This window comes from Bacteroidales bacterium, from assembly GCA_014860575.1.
Lineage (GTDB): Bacteria > Bacteroidota > Bacteroidia > Bacteroidales > JAAYJT01 > JAAYJT01.
Genome location: JACZJK010000016.1, coordinates 141,078 through 159,738, shown reverse-complemented (window position 1 = coordinate 159,738; position 18,661 = coordinate 141,078). Strand labels below are relative to the sequence as shown.

Below are 18,661 nucleotides of genomic sequence, written 5' to 3'. Positions count from 1 at the left end.
TCAAACGGATTGTTATTTTCTATGAACAGATCAATTTTACTGGCATTCCTGGTTGTTTGCTGCCTGTATCCGTGCAGGTTGTTAGCTGCTGATATTGTATCTGAGCCCGAATACGAGGAGATATTTGTTTTTATGCGTGTACAAGGCGTTGGAAGTTTCGAGATCAATGCACTTTATTCCTATGAAAACGACCAATTGCTGTTACCTCTTGCTGAGTTATTTCAATACCTGCGGATCAATCATAAAGTATCCCACCATCTGGATTCTATCAGCGGATTTTTAATTGATGAAGAAAAACGCTACCTCGTTGATCATACCAACCAGCAAATACAGATTGACGGAACATCCATACCCTTAAAAGAAGGCGAGCTCATTAAAACAGATTTTGGATTATTCCTCTACACAGGTGTTTTTGGCAAAGCCTTCGGATTATATTGTACTTTTCATTTCCGCAGCCTGTCAGTCGAACTAAAAACCGAACTTGAATTGCCGGCGATAAGGGAACTAAGGTTGGAACAGATGCGTAAAAACATTGAAAGGTTAAGAGGGGAGGTTGAAGTAGACACAACCATTTTTCGTCACTACAATCTTTTAAGGTTCGGAATGATAGATTGGGGAATCAGTTCAAGCCAGATCAATGGCAATGAATCTGATACGCGTGCATCACTGGGTATTGGATCCGAGATGCTGGGCGGTGAAACCAATATCTATCTCAACTACTCAACACGCGACGGATTTAATGATCGAAACCAGCATTACCTCTGGCGTTGGGCTAATAATAATACAATATTAATCAAACAGGTAAGGGTTGGAAAAATCAGTACTGGTTCAATTTCATCAATATACAATCCGGTTATAGGGGTCACAGCAACCAATGCTCCAACAACTTTCCGTCGCTCCTTTGGAGAATATACCCTAACTGATTTTACTGAACCCGGCTGGACTGTTGAACTTTACATTAATAATGTAATAGTTGATTACGTAACTGCTGATGCTTCGGGGTTTTTCAGTTTCGATGTCCCGATGGTTTATGGAACTTCGCAGGTTGTGCTTAAGTTTTATGGGCCTTATGGTGAAGAGCGTATCCAGGAACAATATCTTAATATCCCTTATAATTTTTTGCCCAAAGGTGAACTGGAGTACAATATTACCGGCGGTATGGTACAGGATGGAGATCAATCCATTTATTCGCGTGCTGCTTTGAATTATGGAGTGAATCGCTTTCTTACACTTGGTGGCGGTATGGAATATCTCTCATCCATTAGCGCTGGGGCAGAAATTCCATTCATGTCAGCTTCTGTTACTCCCTTTAATAATATGCTGTTGAGCGGGGAATATGCCCATGGTGTCAGAGCCAGGGCCTTGTTCAGTTACCGGCTTCCATCAAATCTGATGTTTGAGTTGGATTATGCCAATTATGAAGAAGACCAGCAAGCCATCCGTTTTAATTATCTTGAAGAACGCAAGGCCATGCTTGCAATTCCTCTGCGTTTCTTAAAGTTCAAAGGTTTCACTCGTTTATCATTCAGACAGAATATTTATGAAAACCTGAATTACAACACCGCTGACATGACCCTCTCTACGCATTTAGGGGGAATAAGTGCGAACCTTTCGGCCTATGCAAGCTGGATTGACCAGCGCACTCCGTTTGTTTACAGCAATCTTGCACTTGGTATGCGGCTGGGCCGCGGCTTCTCTCTCCGACCCCAGGCCCAGCTTGATGTTAATAATAAAGAACTGATTTCCATTAAGGCTGAACTTGAAAAGAAAATTCTACGATCAGGTTACTTCTCAGTTTCATACGAAGAAAATGTCCGGATGGCCTATCGTAGCCTGGATTTTTCATTCCGCTGGGATCTTTCATTTGCACAAACAAATGCCGGGGCGCGTATCACCAAAGACTTCCTTACCACAAGCCAGGGAGCGCGTGGCAGCATTTCTTTTGGAAGTGGCAACAATTATATTCACACTGATAACCGTTCTTCAATCGGGCGTGGTGGCTTAACCATTATACCTTTCCTTGATATAAATCACAATGGCATCCGTGATAAGGACGAGCCTTTGGCAACCGGGTTGGCAGTCAGGATTAACGGTGGCCGTATTATTCGAACACTTAATGATACATTGATCCGCGTTATTGAACTTGAACCATATGCAAGCTATCTGCTTGAGTTGGATGAAAGCGGACTGGATAACATAGCCTGGCACCTACGTGAAAAGATATTAAGCGTTTACATTGATCCCAACCAGTTCAAAAAACTTGAAATACCTATACTGCCAGTGGGCGAAGTCAATGGTATGATAGCTTTGTATGAGGATCGCGTAAGCAGAGGCCTGGGCCGTATACTTGTGAACTTCTACAAGGCCGATGGCACATTTGTGAAAAAAATCATGTCGGAATCAGATGGTTATCTGACTTATCTCGGCCTGTCGCCGGGCAGTTATTATGCAGAAGTTGATTCAGCGCAATTACAAAAGTTGGGATTACGTGTGGAGCCAAATCGCATTGACTTCAAGATTGAAGCTTTAAGCTATGGCGATATTGTTGACGGACTCGATTTTACCCTGCACCGTATTAGTGAAGAAGGCGCAACCCTGACTGTTCCCGGTCAGGTTGAAGAACAGCAAACTGTAATTTCAGAGCAAGGGGTTGCAATATCAACGGATAAAACTATAGCTGAAGAGATAGAACCACAAATCGTAGAAAATGAAAACCCTGATGGGTTCGATCTGAACAGGGGAGTGTATTACATTCAGGCCGGAGCATTCACAACGGAGCAAGCTGCCAGGGTCTTAAAAATTCAGCTGATGGAATTTATTCCATTCCCTTCAGGAATAGTGATGGAAGATGGTTTGTTCAAATTAAGGTTCGGATATTTCAGAACTCAGGCCGAAGCGCTTGAATGCTTCACAACATTGCAAAATCAAGGGATAAATTCCTTCCAGGGAAGAATAGGCGATTAAACTACCACATTGATAATCCTTCTCGGAACCACAATGATCTTACGTGGTGGGTTTCCACCTAACCATTTCTCTGATTCTTCGGCATTCAACACTGCCTGTTCAATTTCAGGAACCGGCATGTCCAGAGGCAGGTCAAGTTTGAACCGCATTTTCCCGTTGAATGAAACCGGGTATTCAAAGGTGTTTTCAACCAGGTATTTTTCGTTGTGAGCCGGATAAGTTGCATCGCAAACGCTTCCGGCATTGCCAAGTTGATGCCATAACTCCTCGGCAAGGTGTGGCGCATACGGCGAAATAAGAATTGCCAACTCCTGTAAAACTGGGCGTTTGTTGCACTTGATTTCAGCCAATTCGTTTACGCAGATCATAAAACTACTCACTGCTGTATTGAACGAAAAGCGCTCAATATCTTCCCTTACTTTCTTAATGGTACGGTGCAGGATTTTTAATTCCTGTGGGCTTGGCTCCTCATCACTTACCACGAAATTGTTTTCGTGATCGTGATACAAGCGCCAGAGTTTTCGAATGAAACGGAAAACGCCCTCAATACCGTTGGTGTCCCAGGGTTTGGATTGCTCCAGCGGGCCAAGGAACATTTCATACAACCGAAGGGTGTCAGCTCCGTATTTTTCAATCAGTTGATCGGGATTAACAACATTAAATTTGGACTTAGACATTTTTTCAACTTCTGGCTTAAGTAGCACTTTCCCAGTTTCAAAATATGAATCCCATTCATCATTCCAGTCAGACTTGAACTCATCATAGTAATACGGCTTGATAACACTTCTAACTTCATCAGAATTTGGAATCCTATAGTTATCTTTCTCAAATAAAGGATAATGCTTCTTTAATTCTAATAAGGATTGCTCAGATAACACGCCAGTTTTTTCATCAACAAACTCTAATGGAATATGCCTTAAGTGTTCAGTAACAAACATTTGTGGGAAATTAGCTGGGAGTATGAATGTTGTGACATTATTACTTTCTTCAGGAACTTCAAACGGTGGTTGATTCAAAGAGTTACTTGAAACGCCACCAAATAAGTTCTCTTCCGTTTTCTCTGGGCTATAATAAAGTATTCTGGCCATTTGGCTTACTCCCTGTATCATCCCCTGGTTGATCAGTTTTTGAAAAGGCTCATCCTTGCATACAAGGCCGAGGTCAAACAGGAATTTATTCCAAAAACGGGCATAGATCAAATGACCGGTGGCATGTTCCGCTCCCCCGATATACAGGTTTACATTCTCCCAGTATTCATTGGCTTCTTTCGAGAAATATTCTTCATCGTTCTGCGGGTCCATATAGCGCAGATAATAAGCGCTGGAGCCAGCAAAGCCAGGCATGGTATTGGTTTCAAGTGGCCAACCCTCTTGGGTTTTCCAATTCTTTGCACGGGCCAGCGGCGGATCGCCGGCTTCGGTAGGCAAATAAGCATCAACTTCAGGCAATTCGAGCGGAAGCTCCTCTTCTGGAAGCATGTAAGGCATATCGTCTTTATAATAAACCGGGAAAGGTTCGCCCCAATAACGTTGGCGGCTGAAAATGGCATCGCGCAAACGGTAGTTAATGGTTCCGCGTCCAATGCCCATTTCTTCGATCTTCTCAATTGTTTTACTGATCCCATCCTGAACATCCATTCCGTTGATGAAGCCTGAGTTGATCATCACGCCTTCTTTTGCATCGTAGGATCCCTCCCAGTTTGCTGGGTCAGAAGGTTCCTCACCATGTCCACAAACTACCTGTACAATGGGCAGGTTGAAATGGCGGGCAAAAGCAAAGTCGCGACTGTCGTGACCGGGAACCGCCATGATGGCGCCGGTTCCATAACCCATGAGCACGTAATCGGCAATCCATACGGGAATTTTTTTATTGTTCAGCGGATTGACCGCGTAAGCGCCGGTAAACATCCCGCTCACCTTTTTGACTTCTGTCATGCGCTCACGGTCGCTGCGGTTCTTTGCCCACTTTACATATTCCTCAACAGAAATTGCCTTTTCGGCAGTTGTAATCTTTTCAACCAATGCATGCTCAGGGGCCAAAACCATATAAGTGGCTCCGAAAATGGTATCGGGGCGGGTTGTGAAAACTTCAATTTCAAGCTGTTCACCATTGGTAGCAGTAACTGTAAAACTTAATTCAGCTCCTTCGGAGCGGCCTATCCAGTTTCGCTGGATTTCTTTGATAGATTCCGACCAGTCAATTGTATCAAGTCCTTCAAGCAGTCGCTGGGTATAGGCAGTAATGCGCAATTGCCACTGCCGCATCATTTTGCGCTCAACCGGATGTCCTCCGCGAACCGAAAAACCATTGCTTACCTCATCATTAGCCAAAACGGTTCCCAGTTCGGGACACCAATTTACGAGGGTTTCAGATAAATACGCCAGCCGGTAATTCATCAGCATTTGCTGTTGCTCATTTTCGCTCATTGCATTCCATTCAGCCGCTGTGAAACTTTCAACAGCTGGACCTGCTGCTTCAATACCTGTATTTCCGGTTTCCTTAAAAGCAGCAATCAAGCTATCAATGGATTCGGCTCTATCGGTTTTCTTATTATACCACGACTCAAAAAGTTTTATGAAAGTCCATTGCGTCCATTTATAGTATTTAGGATCACAGGTTCGAACCTCGCGGCTCCAGTCGAATGAAAAGCCTATTCTTTCAAGCTGTTCTTTATAGCGTAGGATATTTTTCTCAGTGGTTACCGCAGGATGCTGCCCGGTTTGGATGGCATATTGCTCGGCAGGCAGTCCGTAGGCATCAAAACCCATAGGATGCAATACATTGAACCCATTCAGCCGTTTGTACCTGGAATAAATATCAGATGCAATATATCCCAGTGGATGCCCAACGTGCAAGCCGGCGCCGGAAGGATATGGAAACATATCAAGCACATAATACTTGGGCCTGTTATGATCAATACCAACTTTGTAGGTATCGTTTGCTTTCCAGTATTGCTGCCACTTGCGTTCTATTTCATTGAAGTTGTAATCCATATTCCGGGGTATGTTTTAGTGTTTATCTATCTGTTGCTTAAATTTGGCAGAGCGCAAAATTAGGAAAATTCAGTGAAGGTTGTGGGGTCCGGGTTCAAGGTTCCAGGTTCAAAGTTCAAGGGAAAGTGGACTTAAGCAATCAGGGATGCCATCCCCTCGTGCCTCGGGGCTTGCATCCCGTCAAGTCCATCACTCCCACACTCCACCACTCCATCACTCCAATACTGCATCACTCTACTAATTAACCACTCACAAATTCACCTTCACCCTGTGAAGCGTTCTTTTTTGTAATTTCGCCCGTCTAATCAGGATTATGGCAAAACAAGATGATAAGCATACACGGCGAAGATTAAAATCGTCGTACATCACTACGATAATCAGCATCAGCCTGGTGCTGTTCATGCTCGGAATGATCGGAATGATTGTGCTGCATGGGCAGCGGCTTTCAATATTGATAAGAGAAAATATCGGGCTTTCGGTAATCCTTAAAAACAATGTTCAGGAAAAAGCCATTGGTAGTTTGCTTAAGCAGCTTGAAAGCGAATCCTATGTTAAACAAACCGAGTACATTCCACGCGAAAAGGCTGCTGAAGAACTGAAAGAAGCGCTTGGCGAAGATTTCATCGCTTTTATTGGTTATAATCCCCTGCTTCCTACCATTGATATAAAACTAAATGCAGACTGGGCCAACATTGACAGCATGATGCACATTGAAAACAGTCTGCTTACCAATGCGGCTGTTGAAGAAGTGCTATACCAGAAATCGCTCGTTCACCTTGTAAATGAAAACATAAGGCGTATCAGCCTGGTTTTGCTTGCATTTAGTTTGTTGTTACTGCTCATAGCCGTCGCTTTGATCAACAATACAATCCGATTGTCAGTGTACTCAAAACGTTTTTTGATCCGCAGCATGCAACTGGTGGGGGCAAACCAGTCGTTTATCCGTAAACCATTTATCGTACAAGGAATATTGCATGGTATTTACAGCGCTCTTATTGCCATTTTGCTACTTGCGGGAGTATTGTATCTTTTACGGCAGGAAATGCCGGAACTATCAGCCATTCAAGATATTGATATGCTTTTGATCCTGATGGGGTCAGTGATAATTCTCGGTGTTCTTATTTCGTTTATTTCAACTTACTTTGCAGTTGGAAAGTATTTGCGTTCCAGTCTCGACGAATTGCATCAATAAGATTTACCATATATCATTTTACCATGACACCAAAACCCGACACCTCCAGATCCAATCCAAAGTCTTCAAACGTATCCGAACTCGTTTTTGACAGGTCAAACTATTTTCTTGTGATACTTGCCTTGCTTTTTATCATGCTGGGATTCATCATGATGTCCGGAGGTGGTTCAGAAGATCCTAATGTTTTTGACCGCTCTATTTTCAGTTTCCGCCGCATCACACTTGCACCTATTTTAGTGCTTGCCGGGTATGTCATCGGCGTTTATGCGATAATGAAAAAGCCAGTATCTGACAAACAAGCAGACTAAATGACCTGGTTAGAAGCGCTCATCCTTGGATTACTTCAAGGGCTTACTGAATTTCTTCCCGTTAGCAGCAGCGGTCATATCGAACTCGGAAAAGCCATTCTCGGCACTGAATTTTCTGATAATCTGATGTTTTCGGTAGTTGTTCATACAGCTACAATGTTTAGCATTCTGGTGGTGTTCAGAAAAGATATCTGGCATCTGATAACCCAAACTTTACGTTTTGAATGGAACCCCGAAACACGATACGTCACGCTGATTATAATTTCTATGATCCCAACCGGGATTGTCGGCTTACTTTTTGAATCGCAGATTGAACAGTTTTTTGATGGTAACATTATGCTGGTAGGTTTTATGTTACTGCTTACAGCCTCCATTTTATTTTTAACACGGTTCGTAAAAACAAATACCAAAGAAGTGGGATACTTTCATGCGCTGATCATTGGCATAGCCCAGACCATAGCCATTTTACCTGGGATTTCCAGATCGGGTGCAACCATTAGCACCGCCTTATTGCTGGGCGTCGAACGAAGCGCCGCCACCCAGTTCTCATTTCTTATGGTTTTGCCACCAATTGCAGGGGCCACGTTGATGAAAGCCAGAGATTTGTTTACCGAACCTTTTTCAGTTGACAATGAACTTTTACCACTCGGTGTCGGTTTTATCGCCGCTTTTGTTTCAGGGATTATTGCCTGTGGCTGGATGCTGGCGCTGGTTCGCAAAGGCAATATTGCTTACTTCTCTATTTATTGCCTTGTTATTGGTCTGCTTGCAATCGCTTTTTCAATATTCTGAGCCTTTATCGGGCCGCATTCTTAACTCTTGCTGATGCACAAATTAAAATCATTCGACTTTTTAGCCGGCGAAACTATTCCGGTAAACAAACCCTATCGCTGGACTTCTTTTGATGTCGTGAATAAGGTGCGTTACGCGGTAAAAAAGCACATGGGCATTCCCAAACTTCGCATCGGACATGCAGGAACGCTTGATCCGCTGGCCACCGGGTTGCTCATACTGTGCAGTGGTAAACACACAAAACAGATTGAAAGCATGCAGGAACTGGAAAAAGAATATTCAGGCATCTTTCAACTTGGCGCTACCACACCTTCATTTGATCTGGAAACTGAGATTGATCAAACATACCCTTTTGACCACATCAGTTTAGAAGATATCCAAAAAGCGGTCTGTAATTTAACAGGAGAAATTGACCAGGTTCCACCAGTATTTTCGGCAATAAAAATCGGAGGACGAAGGGCTTTTGATTTTGCACGCAACAAGGAAGAACTTGAGCTGAAATCCCGCAAAGTAACGGTCCGTGCATTTACAATCTCTTCTTACGAACCGCCTGATGTTGGGTTCAGCATCGTTTGCAGCAAAGGAACTTATATAAGATCAATCGCCCGTGATTTAGGCATTATGCTTAACAGCGGTGCTTACCTCAAATCCTTGCACCGCGATAGGATTGGCCACTTTGAATCAATTAGTGCCTTTGAAGTTGATGACCTTTTGAACAGTATAATGGAAATAGGAAAAATGCCAGGCGAACTGTAGGAATTTACGTGCATTTTTAAAATCGTTTCTGATTATCCTGCCTTGTCTGTTATTCAGGATCATAGCCTGGTAATGTCAGTACAGCTAGTATGGCAAAAATCATGAAATTAAAAAAGATTCATGAGTAATTTACTTTAGGACTTGATTTTCAGAGGCAAAAGCCATATCTTTGCACCCGTTTTCCAAGATCGGTATTGATTATTAGAACTGTATGAAGTTATCACAATTCAGGTTTCACTTGCCTAATGACCTGATCGCACAACACCCAGCGCGTAACCGCGATGAAGCAAAGCTCATGGTGCTCAATAGAAAGGGCCAGACCATTGAGCATAAACACTTTACTGACATCCTCGAATATTTCGGCGATGGTGATGTGATGATCCTCAATAATACTAAGGTTTTTCCAGCTTTGCTTACCGGCGAAAAGGAAAAAACCGGCGCAAAAATCACTGTTTTTTTATTACGCGAACTCAATGCCGAAACACGCCTTTGGGACGTTTTGGTTGATCCTGCCCGTAAAATCCGTATTGGCAACAAATTGTATTTCGGCGACGACGACTCGTTGGTAGCTGAAGTAATTGACAACACAACCTCTCGCGGTCGGACCATTCGCTTTCTGTACGATGGATCGTACGATGAGTTCAAACGGAATATTGAAGCTATCGGAAGGCCGCCCCTGCCGGAAGAAATTCAGCGTATGCGTGATATTGAACCGGAAGACAAAGAAAGGTATCAGACCATCTTCGCCAAAAATATCGGCGCTGTTGCAGCTCCTGCTGCCGGACTCCACTTCAGCCGGGAACTTATGAAAAGGCTGGAGCTCAAAGGCGTATCGTTTGCCGAAGTAACTTTACATGCTGGTATTGGCAACTTCAGGGGAATTGAAGTTGAAGACCTCACCAAGCACAAAACCGATTCGGAAGAGATGCTTATTGAGGACCTGGCCGTTTCAATCGTAAACAAAAGCAAACTAAACAAGAAAAAGGTTTGTGCTGTTGGAACCACATCTATGAAAGCCATAGAATCTTCAGTTACTATATCGGGCTTGTTAAAACCTTATAAAGGCTGGACCAACAAGTTTATTTTTCCGCCTTACGATTTCAGTATTGCCAGCAGCATGATAAGTAATTTCCATTTACCTCAATCGCCCATGATGATGATGGTGTGCGCATTTGCAGGCTATGACTTCCTTATGGAAGCCTATAAAGTTGCTGTTGAGAAGAAATACAAATTCTTTTCTTACGGTGATGCCATGTTAATTATCTGACATGACTTTCGGCAAGCAGTGCCTGGCACATTTTATTACTCAGCATTAAGTGCAAGAGCTTTGAAAAAATCCGTGATCATAGTTGCTGCCGGAACCGGTAAGCGCTTTAGTAACAAGCTCCCGAAACAGTTTGAACTTTTGTGCGGCAGGCCCATGCTGATGCACCCCATTGAAGCTTTTTACGAAGCCGAACCCGGTATCAGCATTGTTGTTGTGATCCCAAAGGATTATATGAACCCGTGGAGTGAGCTCTGCTTACAATACAATTTCATAATTCCACATAAAGTTGTTGAAGGCGGGCCTGAGCGCTTTCATTCCGTTAAAAATGGTCTTGGCCTTATAGATGATGATAGTTTGGTGGCTATTCATGACGGAGCAAGACCATTGGTAAGTTCCGAATTAATAACGAATACTTTCCGATCGGCAGAGAAATCGGGTGCTGTGGTTCCCGTGGTAGGCATAAGTGACTCGGTTCGCATGGTTAACGGCCCGGCTCACAAATCAGTTGAGCGAAATACGCTAAGGTTGGTTCAAACACCACAGGTTTTCAAATGTTCCATAATTAAAGCAGCTTATCTGCATCAATACCAGGTTCATTTCACTGATGATGCAACAGTGGTAGAAGCAGCAGGTGAAAAAGTAACACTGATTGAAGGAAGTGCTGGGAATATTAAAGTAACTAACCCGCAGGACTTAACTATTGCCGAGGCTTTGCTGAATGCAAAAATCAAGGACTTATGATTGTTAGTCGCCGCGATCCCAAAAACAACATTCGCCTTGCAAAAAAAGAAGGCTGGTTCTCCCTGGCAGCCAACCTTGGGCTATTTCTGATCAAATATTGGGCGGGAATTGTAAGCGGATCAGTAGCGCTCATTGCCGATGCATGGCATACGCTCAGCGACTCACTTACTTCTGTGATCCTATTGGTGGGGATCAGGATTTCTGCAAGGCCTGCCGATCATGAACACCCTTTCGGTCATGGGCGAGCCGAATGGATTGCAGCACTTATAATCGGAACCTTGCTTGCAGTTGTTGGTTTGAACTTCCTGATTGACTCGATCGGGAAGCTTCGGGATCATGAAGGAGCTCAATATGGCACAATTGCTTTGGTAGCAACGGTGCTGTCGGTGGTTATAAAGGAGGCACTGGCCCAATATGCATTTTGGATTTACAGGAAAACCGGCGCTAAATCCGTAAAAGCTGACGGCTGGCACCATCGTAGCGATTCGGTATCTTCGTTGCTGATCCTGGTAGGTATTATTTTCGGATCACGTTTCTGGTGGATGGATGGCGCTCTTGGAATATTAGTTTCAATAGCTTTATTTTATGCTGCGTATGATATAATTAAAGACTCAACACAGAGCATTCTTGGTGAAAAGCCAAGCAAGCAACTTGTTGATTTACTGAGAGAAATTCCTATAAAAGTAATTGGCCGTGATGTTGAGCTTCATCACGTTCACACGCATAATTATGGAGATCACACCGAGCTTACCTGCCATATCAAGCTGCCACACGATATGACCCTTCACAACGCGCACGATATTGCTTCAAAAATTGAGATCGCCATACTCGAAGAAACCGGAATAACGGCTACCATACACATGGAGCCTAACAGCACAGCCGGATTAAGCAGGAATCAATCTTAAAGTGAATGTTCAGGAATTTTTTAGCGGTGACTCCGTCCTTTCCAACGGTATCCTGAAAATAAGGACATAAACACAACCAGGGTAATATAAACCACATACACTGCCTGAAAGGGAATAAACCAAAATAGTAATTTGCGGCGATCAAATAAATCGCATCCCCTGTAAAGCAATAAAAAATCACTTGCAATTTTAAGACCCCAGCCTGTCAGAACCGGGTAGAGTAGACCACTATAAAATGGCAATGATATTACTCCTCCCGACAAAAGCATGGAGTTAAGGAAAACAACCAATGCTACGACGGCTGTAAAACTGTCCGGATAAGCCCTTGTTTTTGAACCCCAGCGGATGCGTTGCATCAGGAATTCATGCAGGTTTGCTGGTGCCGGTGTTTTTACTATCGCTTTTACTGATTTCAGGAAGTGAATGGCATTTGCGCCATACTTTTTTCGGATACCATGCATCAGGAACATATCATCGCCTGATGCCATATTGCTGTTGGCCTCAAATGCATTGAGTTCAAGAAAAACATTCCGACGAAAGGCCTGGTTCGCACCGTTGCACATTAATGGTTTTCGCAATCCCAGTGCGCCTGCTCCGGCGGTAACAAGACTAATGAATTCCAGTTCCATGAAATTGCCAATAATGCTCCCCTGGGGTATAAAGGCAACCGGGGCGCTGATCATTACCGGTTTGTGCTGCTCAAAATATGCCACTATGCAGGTAAGCCAGTCTGTTGAGAACCGGCAATCGGCATCGGTAGTGATGATGAGTTCGCCATGGGCCTGCCCCACACCAAAAGAAACTGCAGCCTTTTTTCCACTGGCGTGCTGAGGTAAATTGGCCAGACTGAATAATTTAACATTGCTATGTTTAAGCACAATTTCGTTCACTTCAGAATACGTAGCATCAATTGAATGATCGTCAACCACTATGATTTCAAAATTAGAAAGCTGAAAATCCTGTTTGAGTAAATCATTCAGGCATGTTGCAATGTTTTTTTCTTCGTTTCGAACCGCAATGATGATGCTGGCAAAAGTTGTTGATGGCGCAGCGATATTTCTCTCACAACTGAAATCAGGAACTCTTCGCCAACCCAACGCAAGACTTAAAATCAGGATTGCATAAAGAATCGCAATTGTTACGAAAATTGTGCTTACGACAATCATGATCCTGATTGATTATTTTTGGATCGGATGAACCTGAGGTTGAACACAAAAACAGCCCCGGTGATGGCCGGGATCGCAAGATTGATAAGCCACAACAAGGTGGAAGCAACAACAATTCCAAGCGATGAAGGATCGTAAATTCCAGCGCTTTCATTCAAAAATAAACTAATCAGGTAAAGCGATACACTTCCGCGTATTCCTAATTCAGAAAGCGCAACTGATGGAATTAAAGTCATGACAAGAAAAATTACCGGGATTACGATGAGGTAATGCATGAAGGGTAATTTCATTTCGAACGCCAGCAGCAAAAGGATAAACTGCGTTGTAAACACACAATACCTGAGGATGCTGAGTAAAAGCACATAGGAAAGATCAGCGCTGCTATAACTCTCAAATACACCGGCGTATTTGTTTATTTTCTCAGTCTTAGCCGGAAAAAGCTTTCTGGCAAACTGCGACAGTATCGAAAAATGAAGGTATAAAACAACAAGTAAGGTCAATATTATCAGCGTTGTTATCACAATGCCAATAAAAATCAAATGGTTCGGAAAAATAAATGCATCCATAATGCGTGGCAGAAAAAGCAACACTCCGAATGAACCGATAAGGATTGTTGCCATTAATTGCCCCATGCTACCGATAAAGGTGATCAGAATGCCTTTCACCGGATGTAGCGATTTAAGAATGAACACCCTACCGAAATATTCACCAACCCTGTTAGGTGTGAACACGCTGACGGTAATGCCGGAAAATACAGCCTTGAAGGAATTCATAAAGGAGACAGTTTCAAATTTACTGATCAGGAACTTCCATTTCCAGGCCTCAACGCCAAGGTTTACAAACATTAGCAGGAATACCGAACCCAGGTAAATCAAGAAAGTGCTGTCATGGAATTTTGCAGTTAAACCGGTCACCAGCTCTGTTATTTCCATTTTCTGAACCACTTGCCTGTAAATAAACCCATAAGCTACCAGGATGATACCGATTTGCAGCAGGAAGTTTAACGATTTGCGTACTTTTGCCTTCATTAAAAACGCTTCAGGTTTTGGAAAAAGATCGTGTTATACTAGGTATTGACCCGGGCACCAATATCATGGGTTATGGAATTGTCAGGTGCAAAGGTAAGAACCTGGAGCTTATTTCATTTGGATCGAAAGGATTTGGCAGGAAAGATTCGCATCTGCTGAAATTAAATTCAATTTTTCAAACTACGCTTGAGCTTATTGACCAGTATCTCCCGGATGAAATGGCCATTGAAGCGCCTTTCTTCGGGAAAAACATTCAGTCCATGCTTAAACTTGGCCGTGCACAGGGTGTAGCCATGGCGGCTGCTTTATATCGGCGTGTTGAAGTATATGAGTATTCTCCGCGCCGCATCAAACAATCCATCACAGGTAACGGCAATGCCTCAAAGGAACAGGTGGCGGCAATACTGGCCGGAATGTTATCGGTTCCAATTCCTGAAAACCTGGATGCCAGCGACGGACTGGCTGCAGCAGTTTGCCATTCGTATCAAAATAATCCAGTAAGCGAAACCAACCACAAACACAGTAGTTGGAAAGCCTTTATACAGGACAACCCGAAAAGGATTTTATAGACGATTTTGGTGTTTTTTTATTACCAATATTAACAGGCTGTCTTAGAAGGTCAAATCTTGTCATCCTGAACGAAGTGAAGGAACTCTATTTGATTGTACATTAGATTCTTCGCTGCGCTCAGAATGACAAAAAACACCAAACTCAGTGGTTTTGAGACATCCTCATCCTCCACAGCTGGACAAAATATTGTTTGATTTAGACGCAAATCACATCAGCTTCTGATATGCCTTCCACCAGCGATCGGGTATGTCGTTTTCGGTAGCAGTATTATAGTCTTTGAACGAACATGGTATAAGGTTGTGCCGGCGGTATTCATTTTTGATATTGAGTTTCGCACCGATCTCCATCCACCAGCGGTCGGTTTTTTTGCTGCGGTAAAACACAATTCCTTCTTCGGTTGAGTTCACCGGAACGTAATATTTGATGAAGTCGTCCATGTTCACAGCAGGATCTTCATTTTTACGGTTATAAAAACCCTCAAGAAAATACCAGATCATTTGAGCGATAAGATTTGCCGTAAATCCCCGCTGATCGAATTTCGGATTGTACTCAAAAAAACCAATGGCTGTAAGTTTTTCCGAAAGCCCTGCATAACGGGCAATCTGGCAAGCTTCATCGCCAAAAAACCCATTGGGGCCTGCGGTAGCATGACCAGGGGCATCACCAGCACGGATAGCTCCAATATCAAAAGTAAGGAGATCGGTATTGCGGATAAACGGCTCTACTTCATGCAGGTCGGATCGCACGACCCCCAGGCGGCTCACATCAAAAAACATATTCTCCATTAATTTGATGGCTGCCTGATCAACATGATAGGATTGATACCCGATATTGCTGTAGTTGAAAAGATAGTTGGGTTGCTGAACGATAATTTTCCGGAGGTAACTTTCAGAAGTCATCGAATTCTCCTCGGTTCCAAGGTCAAATTGATTATCAACCGCAACAATGTTAATGATGCGCTTGAGTTTTTCATAAGCCTTATAGCAACCGTAAGTCAGATCCTGGCTGCCGCCGATGATGATGGGCGTTATTTTCTTTTCAAGCAGTTCAACGAGTACTTCCGTAAGAGCCGCGTAAGTGTCTTCAACAGTATGGCCCTGCCTGATATTTCCGAGGTCGGCAATTTCAAGTTTGAATGGCCCTTCATGCAAATTATAGAGGCATTGCCTGACAAAATCAGGTCCACCGGAACCGGCAGCATTATTAACGGCATAGCGGCTTTCTTCAACACCGATGATGGCAACCTGGCAAGATGAAATGTCAGGAAATTGTTTGCCGGCAATGTGTTGTGTAATCTGAGTCGCCAGCAACGATTCGGTTTTCAGAGAAGAAGAGTCGTCCGGTAAATCAACGGGCTGTAAAAAGAAACTGTTTTCCATTGGGAGCAGGGATTGTGCAGGCAAATATGCGAATAAAACAATTGCCAGGCTTCCGGAGATTGCATTATTTGCTCAAACGCGGCAAAATCCGAAATCGTAAATCTGAAATCTGAAATAATCTCCAGTTAAGTTCGAATTTGTAAGTACCTAATCTGACTTACTTTTTCCTGCCCCGCCCTTTTGATGGCTTTTTCGGGCCTTCTTTTTCAATTATTTCAAGGCATTGCTCAAGCGAAAGGGAAGCCGGATCCATCTTTTTAGGAATCTTATAATTCTCTTTTCCCTTAGCTATATATGGCCCGTAGCGCCCGTTGAGCACTTTGATGTCTGCGTTCTCTTTAAATTCTTTGATCAGTTTTTCTCTTTCAGCTTTCCTTTTTTCCTCAATGATTTCAATCGCCCTCTCTTCCTCAACCGTATACGGGTTGTCGGTTTTTTTTAAAGAGAAAAAAAGTGAACCATGTTTTACATACGGCCCGAACCGACCAATCCCAATGCTCAATTCCTTATCCTCGTACGAACCAATGATGCGTGGAAACTTAAACAGCTCAAGTGCGTCTTCAAGTGTAATGGTTTCCATGCCTTGTCCTTTTCTAAGGCCTGCAAACTGTGGTTTTTCATTGCTGTCCGATTCTCCTGACTGCACAATGGCACCATACCTGCCAAGCTTCACATAAATATTCTTTCCTGTTTTCGGATCCTGGCCAAGTAATTTTTCTCCCTTCACTTTTTCAGAAGTTGTTAGCACCTCCTCCACCTGTTTATGAAAAGGATGATAAAAGTCTTTGATAACATCATTCCATATTTTATTGCCTAAGGCAATCTCATCAAATTCTTTTTCAACATTGGCGGTAAAATTATAGTCGAGGATATTGATGAAATTCTGAACCAGAAACTGGTTTACGAGCATCCCGATATCTGTTGGGAACAATTTGTTCTTTTCAAATCCAACATTTTCGGCTTTGTTGGTTTGTGTAATCTTACCCTTCTTTAATAAAAGTTGTACAAATTCCCGTTGCTGACCCGGCCGGTCTTCCTTAACTACGTATTCTCTTTTCTGAATTGTTGAGATGGTAGGCGCATAGGTAGAAGGGCGTCCGATTCCAAGTTCCTCAAGTTTTTTAACCAGGCTGGCTTCAGTATATCGTGGCGGATGCTGTGTGAACCGCTGCGTGGCGCTCATTTCCTTCAAATCCAGCGGATCGCCAATCTTCATAAGAGGTAAAACATCGCTCTTGCCTTCAGTGTTATCATCATCGGTTGATTCCATGTAAACTTTGAGGAACCCATCAAATTTGATTACCTCACCTTTAGCAACAAGTACTTCGGGTGTTGTGGAAATTTTGACGTCAACATTGGTTTTTTCGAGTATAGCATCGCTCATTTGTGAAGCGATGGTTCTTTTCCAGATCAGTTCGTACAGCCTTTGTTGTGAAGCGTCGCCTTCAATTTCCCTGTCGCTGAGAAACGTTGGCCTGATGGCTTCGTGGGCTTCCTGCGCTCCCTTGGTTTTGGTAGCGTATTTTCTGATTTTAACGTAATTGCCTCCAAAAAGATTTTCTATTTCCTGTTTTGCCAAACCCAGGGCTGTATCAGAAAGATTTACCGAATCGGTTCGCATGTAAGTGATTTTTCCGGCTTCATAGAGCTGTTGGGCCACCAACATGGTTTTAGCTACTGAGAAACCAAGTTTGCGGCTTGCTTCCTGTTGTAAAGTAGATGTGGTAAAAGGAGGGGCCGGTGATTTTTTAGCAGGTTTGGTTTCGATATCCGCAACGGAAAAACTGGCGGGAATGCATTTCTCAAGAAACGTCTTTGCATCAGTTTCAAGTTTCAACCGCTCGGGCAGTTCAGCGCTGAACTGATAAATGCCATCATCGTTTTTAACTTCAAACAAAGCGACAACCCTATAAAAGTGAGTTGTTTTAAAAGCTTTGATTTCTTCTTCGCGTTCAACAATCAGCCTTACAGCTACGGACTGTACCCGACCAGCAGATAAGGAAGGCTTCACTTTTTTCCAGAGAATCGGGGAAATTTCATACCCAACCAAACGATCGAGCACACGGCGGGCTTGCTGGGCATCAACCAGTTGTTTATTGATTGCGCGCGGGTTCGCAACCGCTTTCAGGATTGCATTTTTTGTGATCTCATGAAAAACAATGCGCCTGGTTTTTGACTCTTCAAGATTGAGGGAGTCAGCAAGATGCCATGAAATAGCTTCCCCTTCCCTGTCCTCATCAGTGGCAAGCCAAACCAATTCAGCTTCGCCGGCAAGTTTTTTCAGTTCCGCAACAATCTTCTTTTTATCAGGCGATATTTCGTAATTCGGAGCGAAGTTCTTTTCGATATCTATGCCTAACTGGGTTTTAGAGAGATCCCTCACATGACCAAATGACGACTTTACCTGAAAATCCTTGCCGAGAAATTTTTCAATGGTTTTTGCTTTCGCGGGTGATTCAACAATTACAAGGTTTTTTATCATGCTTTTTAGCTCCTGAATTATTGGTTGTTATTTTTTCAAAAACGGCTGCAAAGTAACGCATTTAAGTTAAGTTGTGCCAAATCAACTTTTTAATTTCAAAACAATTATTCACACTCAA

14 protein-coding genes are annotated in these 18,661 nt (G+C 43.2%); 9 read left to right on the top strand and 5 right to left on the bottom strand.

Annotation, left to right across the window (positions count from 1 at the left end; translation table 11 throughout):
- Window positions 1-21: 21 nt before the first annotated feature.
- Window positions 22-2,964 (top strand): SPOR domain-containing protein, encoded by a 2,943-nt coding sequence (locus IH597_03555; protein ID MBE0661522.1) that lies wholly within the window; start codon window positions 22-24, stop codon window positions 2,962-2,964.
- On the opposite strand, the gene IH597_03550 is transcribed toward IH597_03555, so the two are convergent.
- Window positions 2,961-5,957 (bottom strand): leucine--tRNA ligase, encoded by a 2,997-nt coding sequence (locus tag IH597_03550; GenBank protein ID MBE0661521.1) that lies wholly within the window; start codon window positions 5,955-5,957, stop codon window positions 2,961-2,963. The genes IH597_03555 and IH597_03550 overlap by 4 nt on opposite strands.
- A 313-nt stretch (window positions 5,958-6,270) precedes the next feature.
- Between IH597_03550 and IH597_03545 the strand changes: the two genes are divergently transcribed.
- From IH597_03545 to IH597_03515, 7 genes are all read left to right on the top strand, one after another.
- Window positions 6,271-7,149, top strand: a complete 879-nt coding sequence (locus IH597_03545) for a cell division protein FtsX (GenBank protein ID MBE0661520.1) — start codon at window positions 6,271-6,273, stop codon at window positions 7,147-7,149.
- A 23-nt stretch (window positions 7,150-7,172) separates the two neighbouring features.
- Window positions 7,173-7,457 carry a DUF3098 domain-containing protein gene (locus IH597_03540; protein ID MBE0661519.1) on the top strand — a complete coding sequence of 95 codons (285 nt, stop codon included), beginning with the start codon at window positions 7,173-7,175 and terminating at the stop codon, window positions 7,455-7,457.
- Window positions 7,458-8,249 carry an undecaprenyl-diphosphate phosphatase gene (locus IH597_03535; protein MBE0661518.1) on the top strand — a complete coding sequence of 264 codons (792 nt, stop codon included), beginning with the start codon at window positions 7,458-7,460 and terminating at the stop codon, window positions 8,247-8,249.
- 33 nt (window positions 8,250-8,282) lie between these two features.
- Complete coding sequence (gene truB / locus IH597_03530; GenBank protein MBE0661517.1) at window positions 8,283-9,005, top strand: tRNA pseudouridine(55) synthase TruB; 723 nt, start codon at window positions 8,283-8,285, stop codon at window positions 9,003-9,005.
- Between the two features lie 211 nt (window positions 9,006-9,216).
- Complete coding sequence (queA, locus tag IH597_03525; GenBank protein MBE0661516.1) at window positions 9,217-10,272, top strand: tRNA preQ1(34) S-adenosylmethionine ribosyltransferase-isomerase QueA; 1,056 nt, start codon at window positions 9,217-9,219, stop codon at window positions 10,270-10,272.
- Window positions 10,273-10,290: 18 nt separating this feature from the next.
- The gene (locus IH597_03520; protein MBE0661515.1) at window positions 10,291-11,013 is read left to right on the top strand and encodes a 2-C-methyl-D-erythritol 4-phosphate cytidylyltransferase; all 723 of its coding nucleotides are present in this window, start codon (window positions 10,291-10,293) and stop codon (window positions 11,011-11,013) included.
- A complete protein-coding gene (locus IH597_03515) occupies window positions 11,010-11,918 on the top strand; it encodes a cation transporter (GenBank protein ID MBE0661514.1) in 909 nt (302 codons plus the stop codon). Before IH597_03520 ends, IH597_03515 begins: the two co-directional genes overlap by 4 nt.
- Before the next feature lie 20 nt (window positions 11,919-11,938).
- On the opposite strand, the gene IH597_03510 is transcribed toward IH597_03515, so the two are convergent.
- Window positions 11,939-13,084 (bottom strand): glycosyltransferase, encoded by a 1,146-nt coding sequence (locus IH597_03510; protein MBE0661513.1) that lies wholly within the window; start codon window positions 13,082-13,084, stop codon window positions 11,939-11,941.
- Entirely contained in the window at window positions 13,081-14,112 is a 1,032-nt protein-coding gene (locus IH597_03505) for a flippase-like domain-containing protein (GenBank protein ID MBE0661512.1), read from the bottom strand. Before IH597_03505 ends, IH597_03510 begins: the two co-directional genes overlap by 4 nt.
- Window positions 14,113-14,129: 17 nt before the next feature.
- Between IH597_03505 and ruvC the strand changes: the two genes are divergently transcribed.
- A complete protein-coding gene (ruvC, locus tag IH597_03500) occupies window positions 14,130-14,681 on the top strand; it encodes a crossover junction endodeoxyribonuclease RuvC (GenBank protein MBE0661511.1) in 552 nt (183 codons plus the stop codon).
- A 207-nt stretch (window positions 14,682-14,888) separates the two neighbouring features.
- On the opposite strand, the gene IH597_03495 is transcribed toward ruvC, so the two are convergent.
- Together IH597_03495 and topA are read right to left on the bottom strand one after the other, a co-directional pair.
- Window positions 14,889-16,061 (bottom strand): formimidoylglutamase, encoded by a 1,173-nt coding sequence (locus IH597_03495; protein MBE0661510.1) that lies wholly within the window; start codon window positions 16,059-16,061, stop codon window positions 14,889-14,891.
- A gap of 157 nt (window positions 16,062-16,218) precedes the next feature.
- Complete coding sequence (gene topA, locus IH597_03490; protein MBE0661509.1) at window positions 16,219-18,543, bottom strand: type I DNA topoisomerase; 2,325 nt, start codon at window positions 18,541-18,543, stop codon at window positions 16,219-16,221.
- Between the last annotated feature and the right edge of the window lie 118 nt (window positions 18,544-18,661).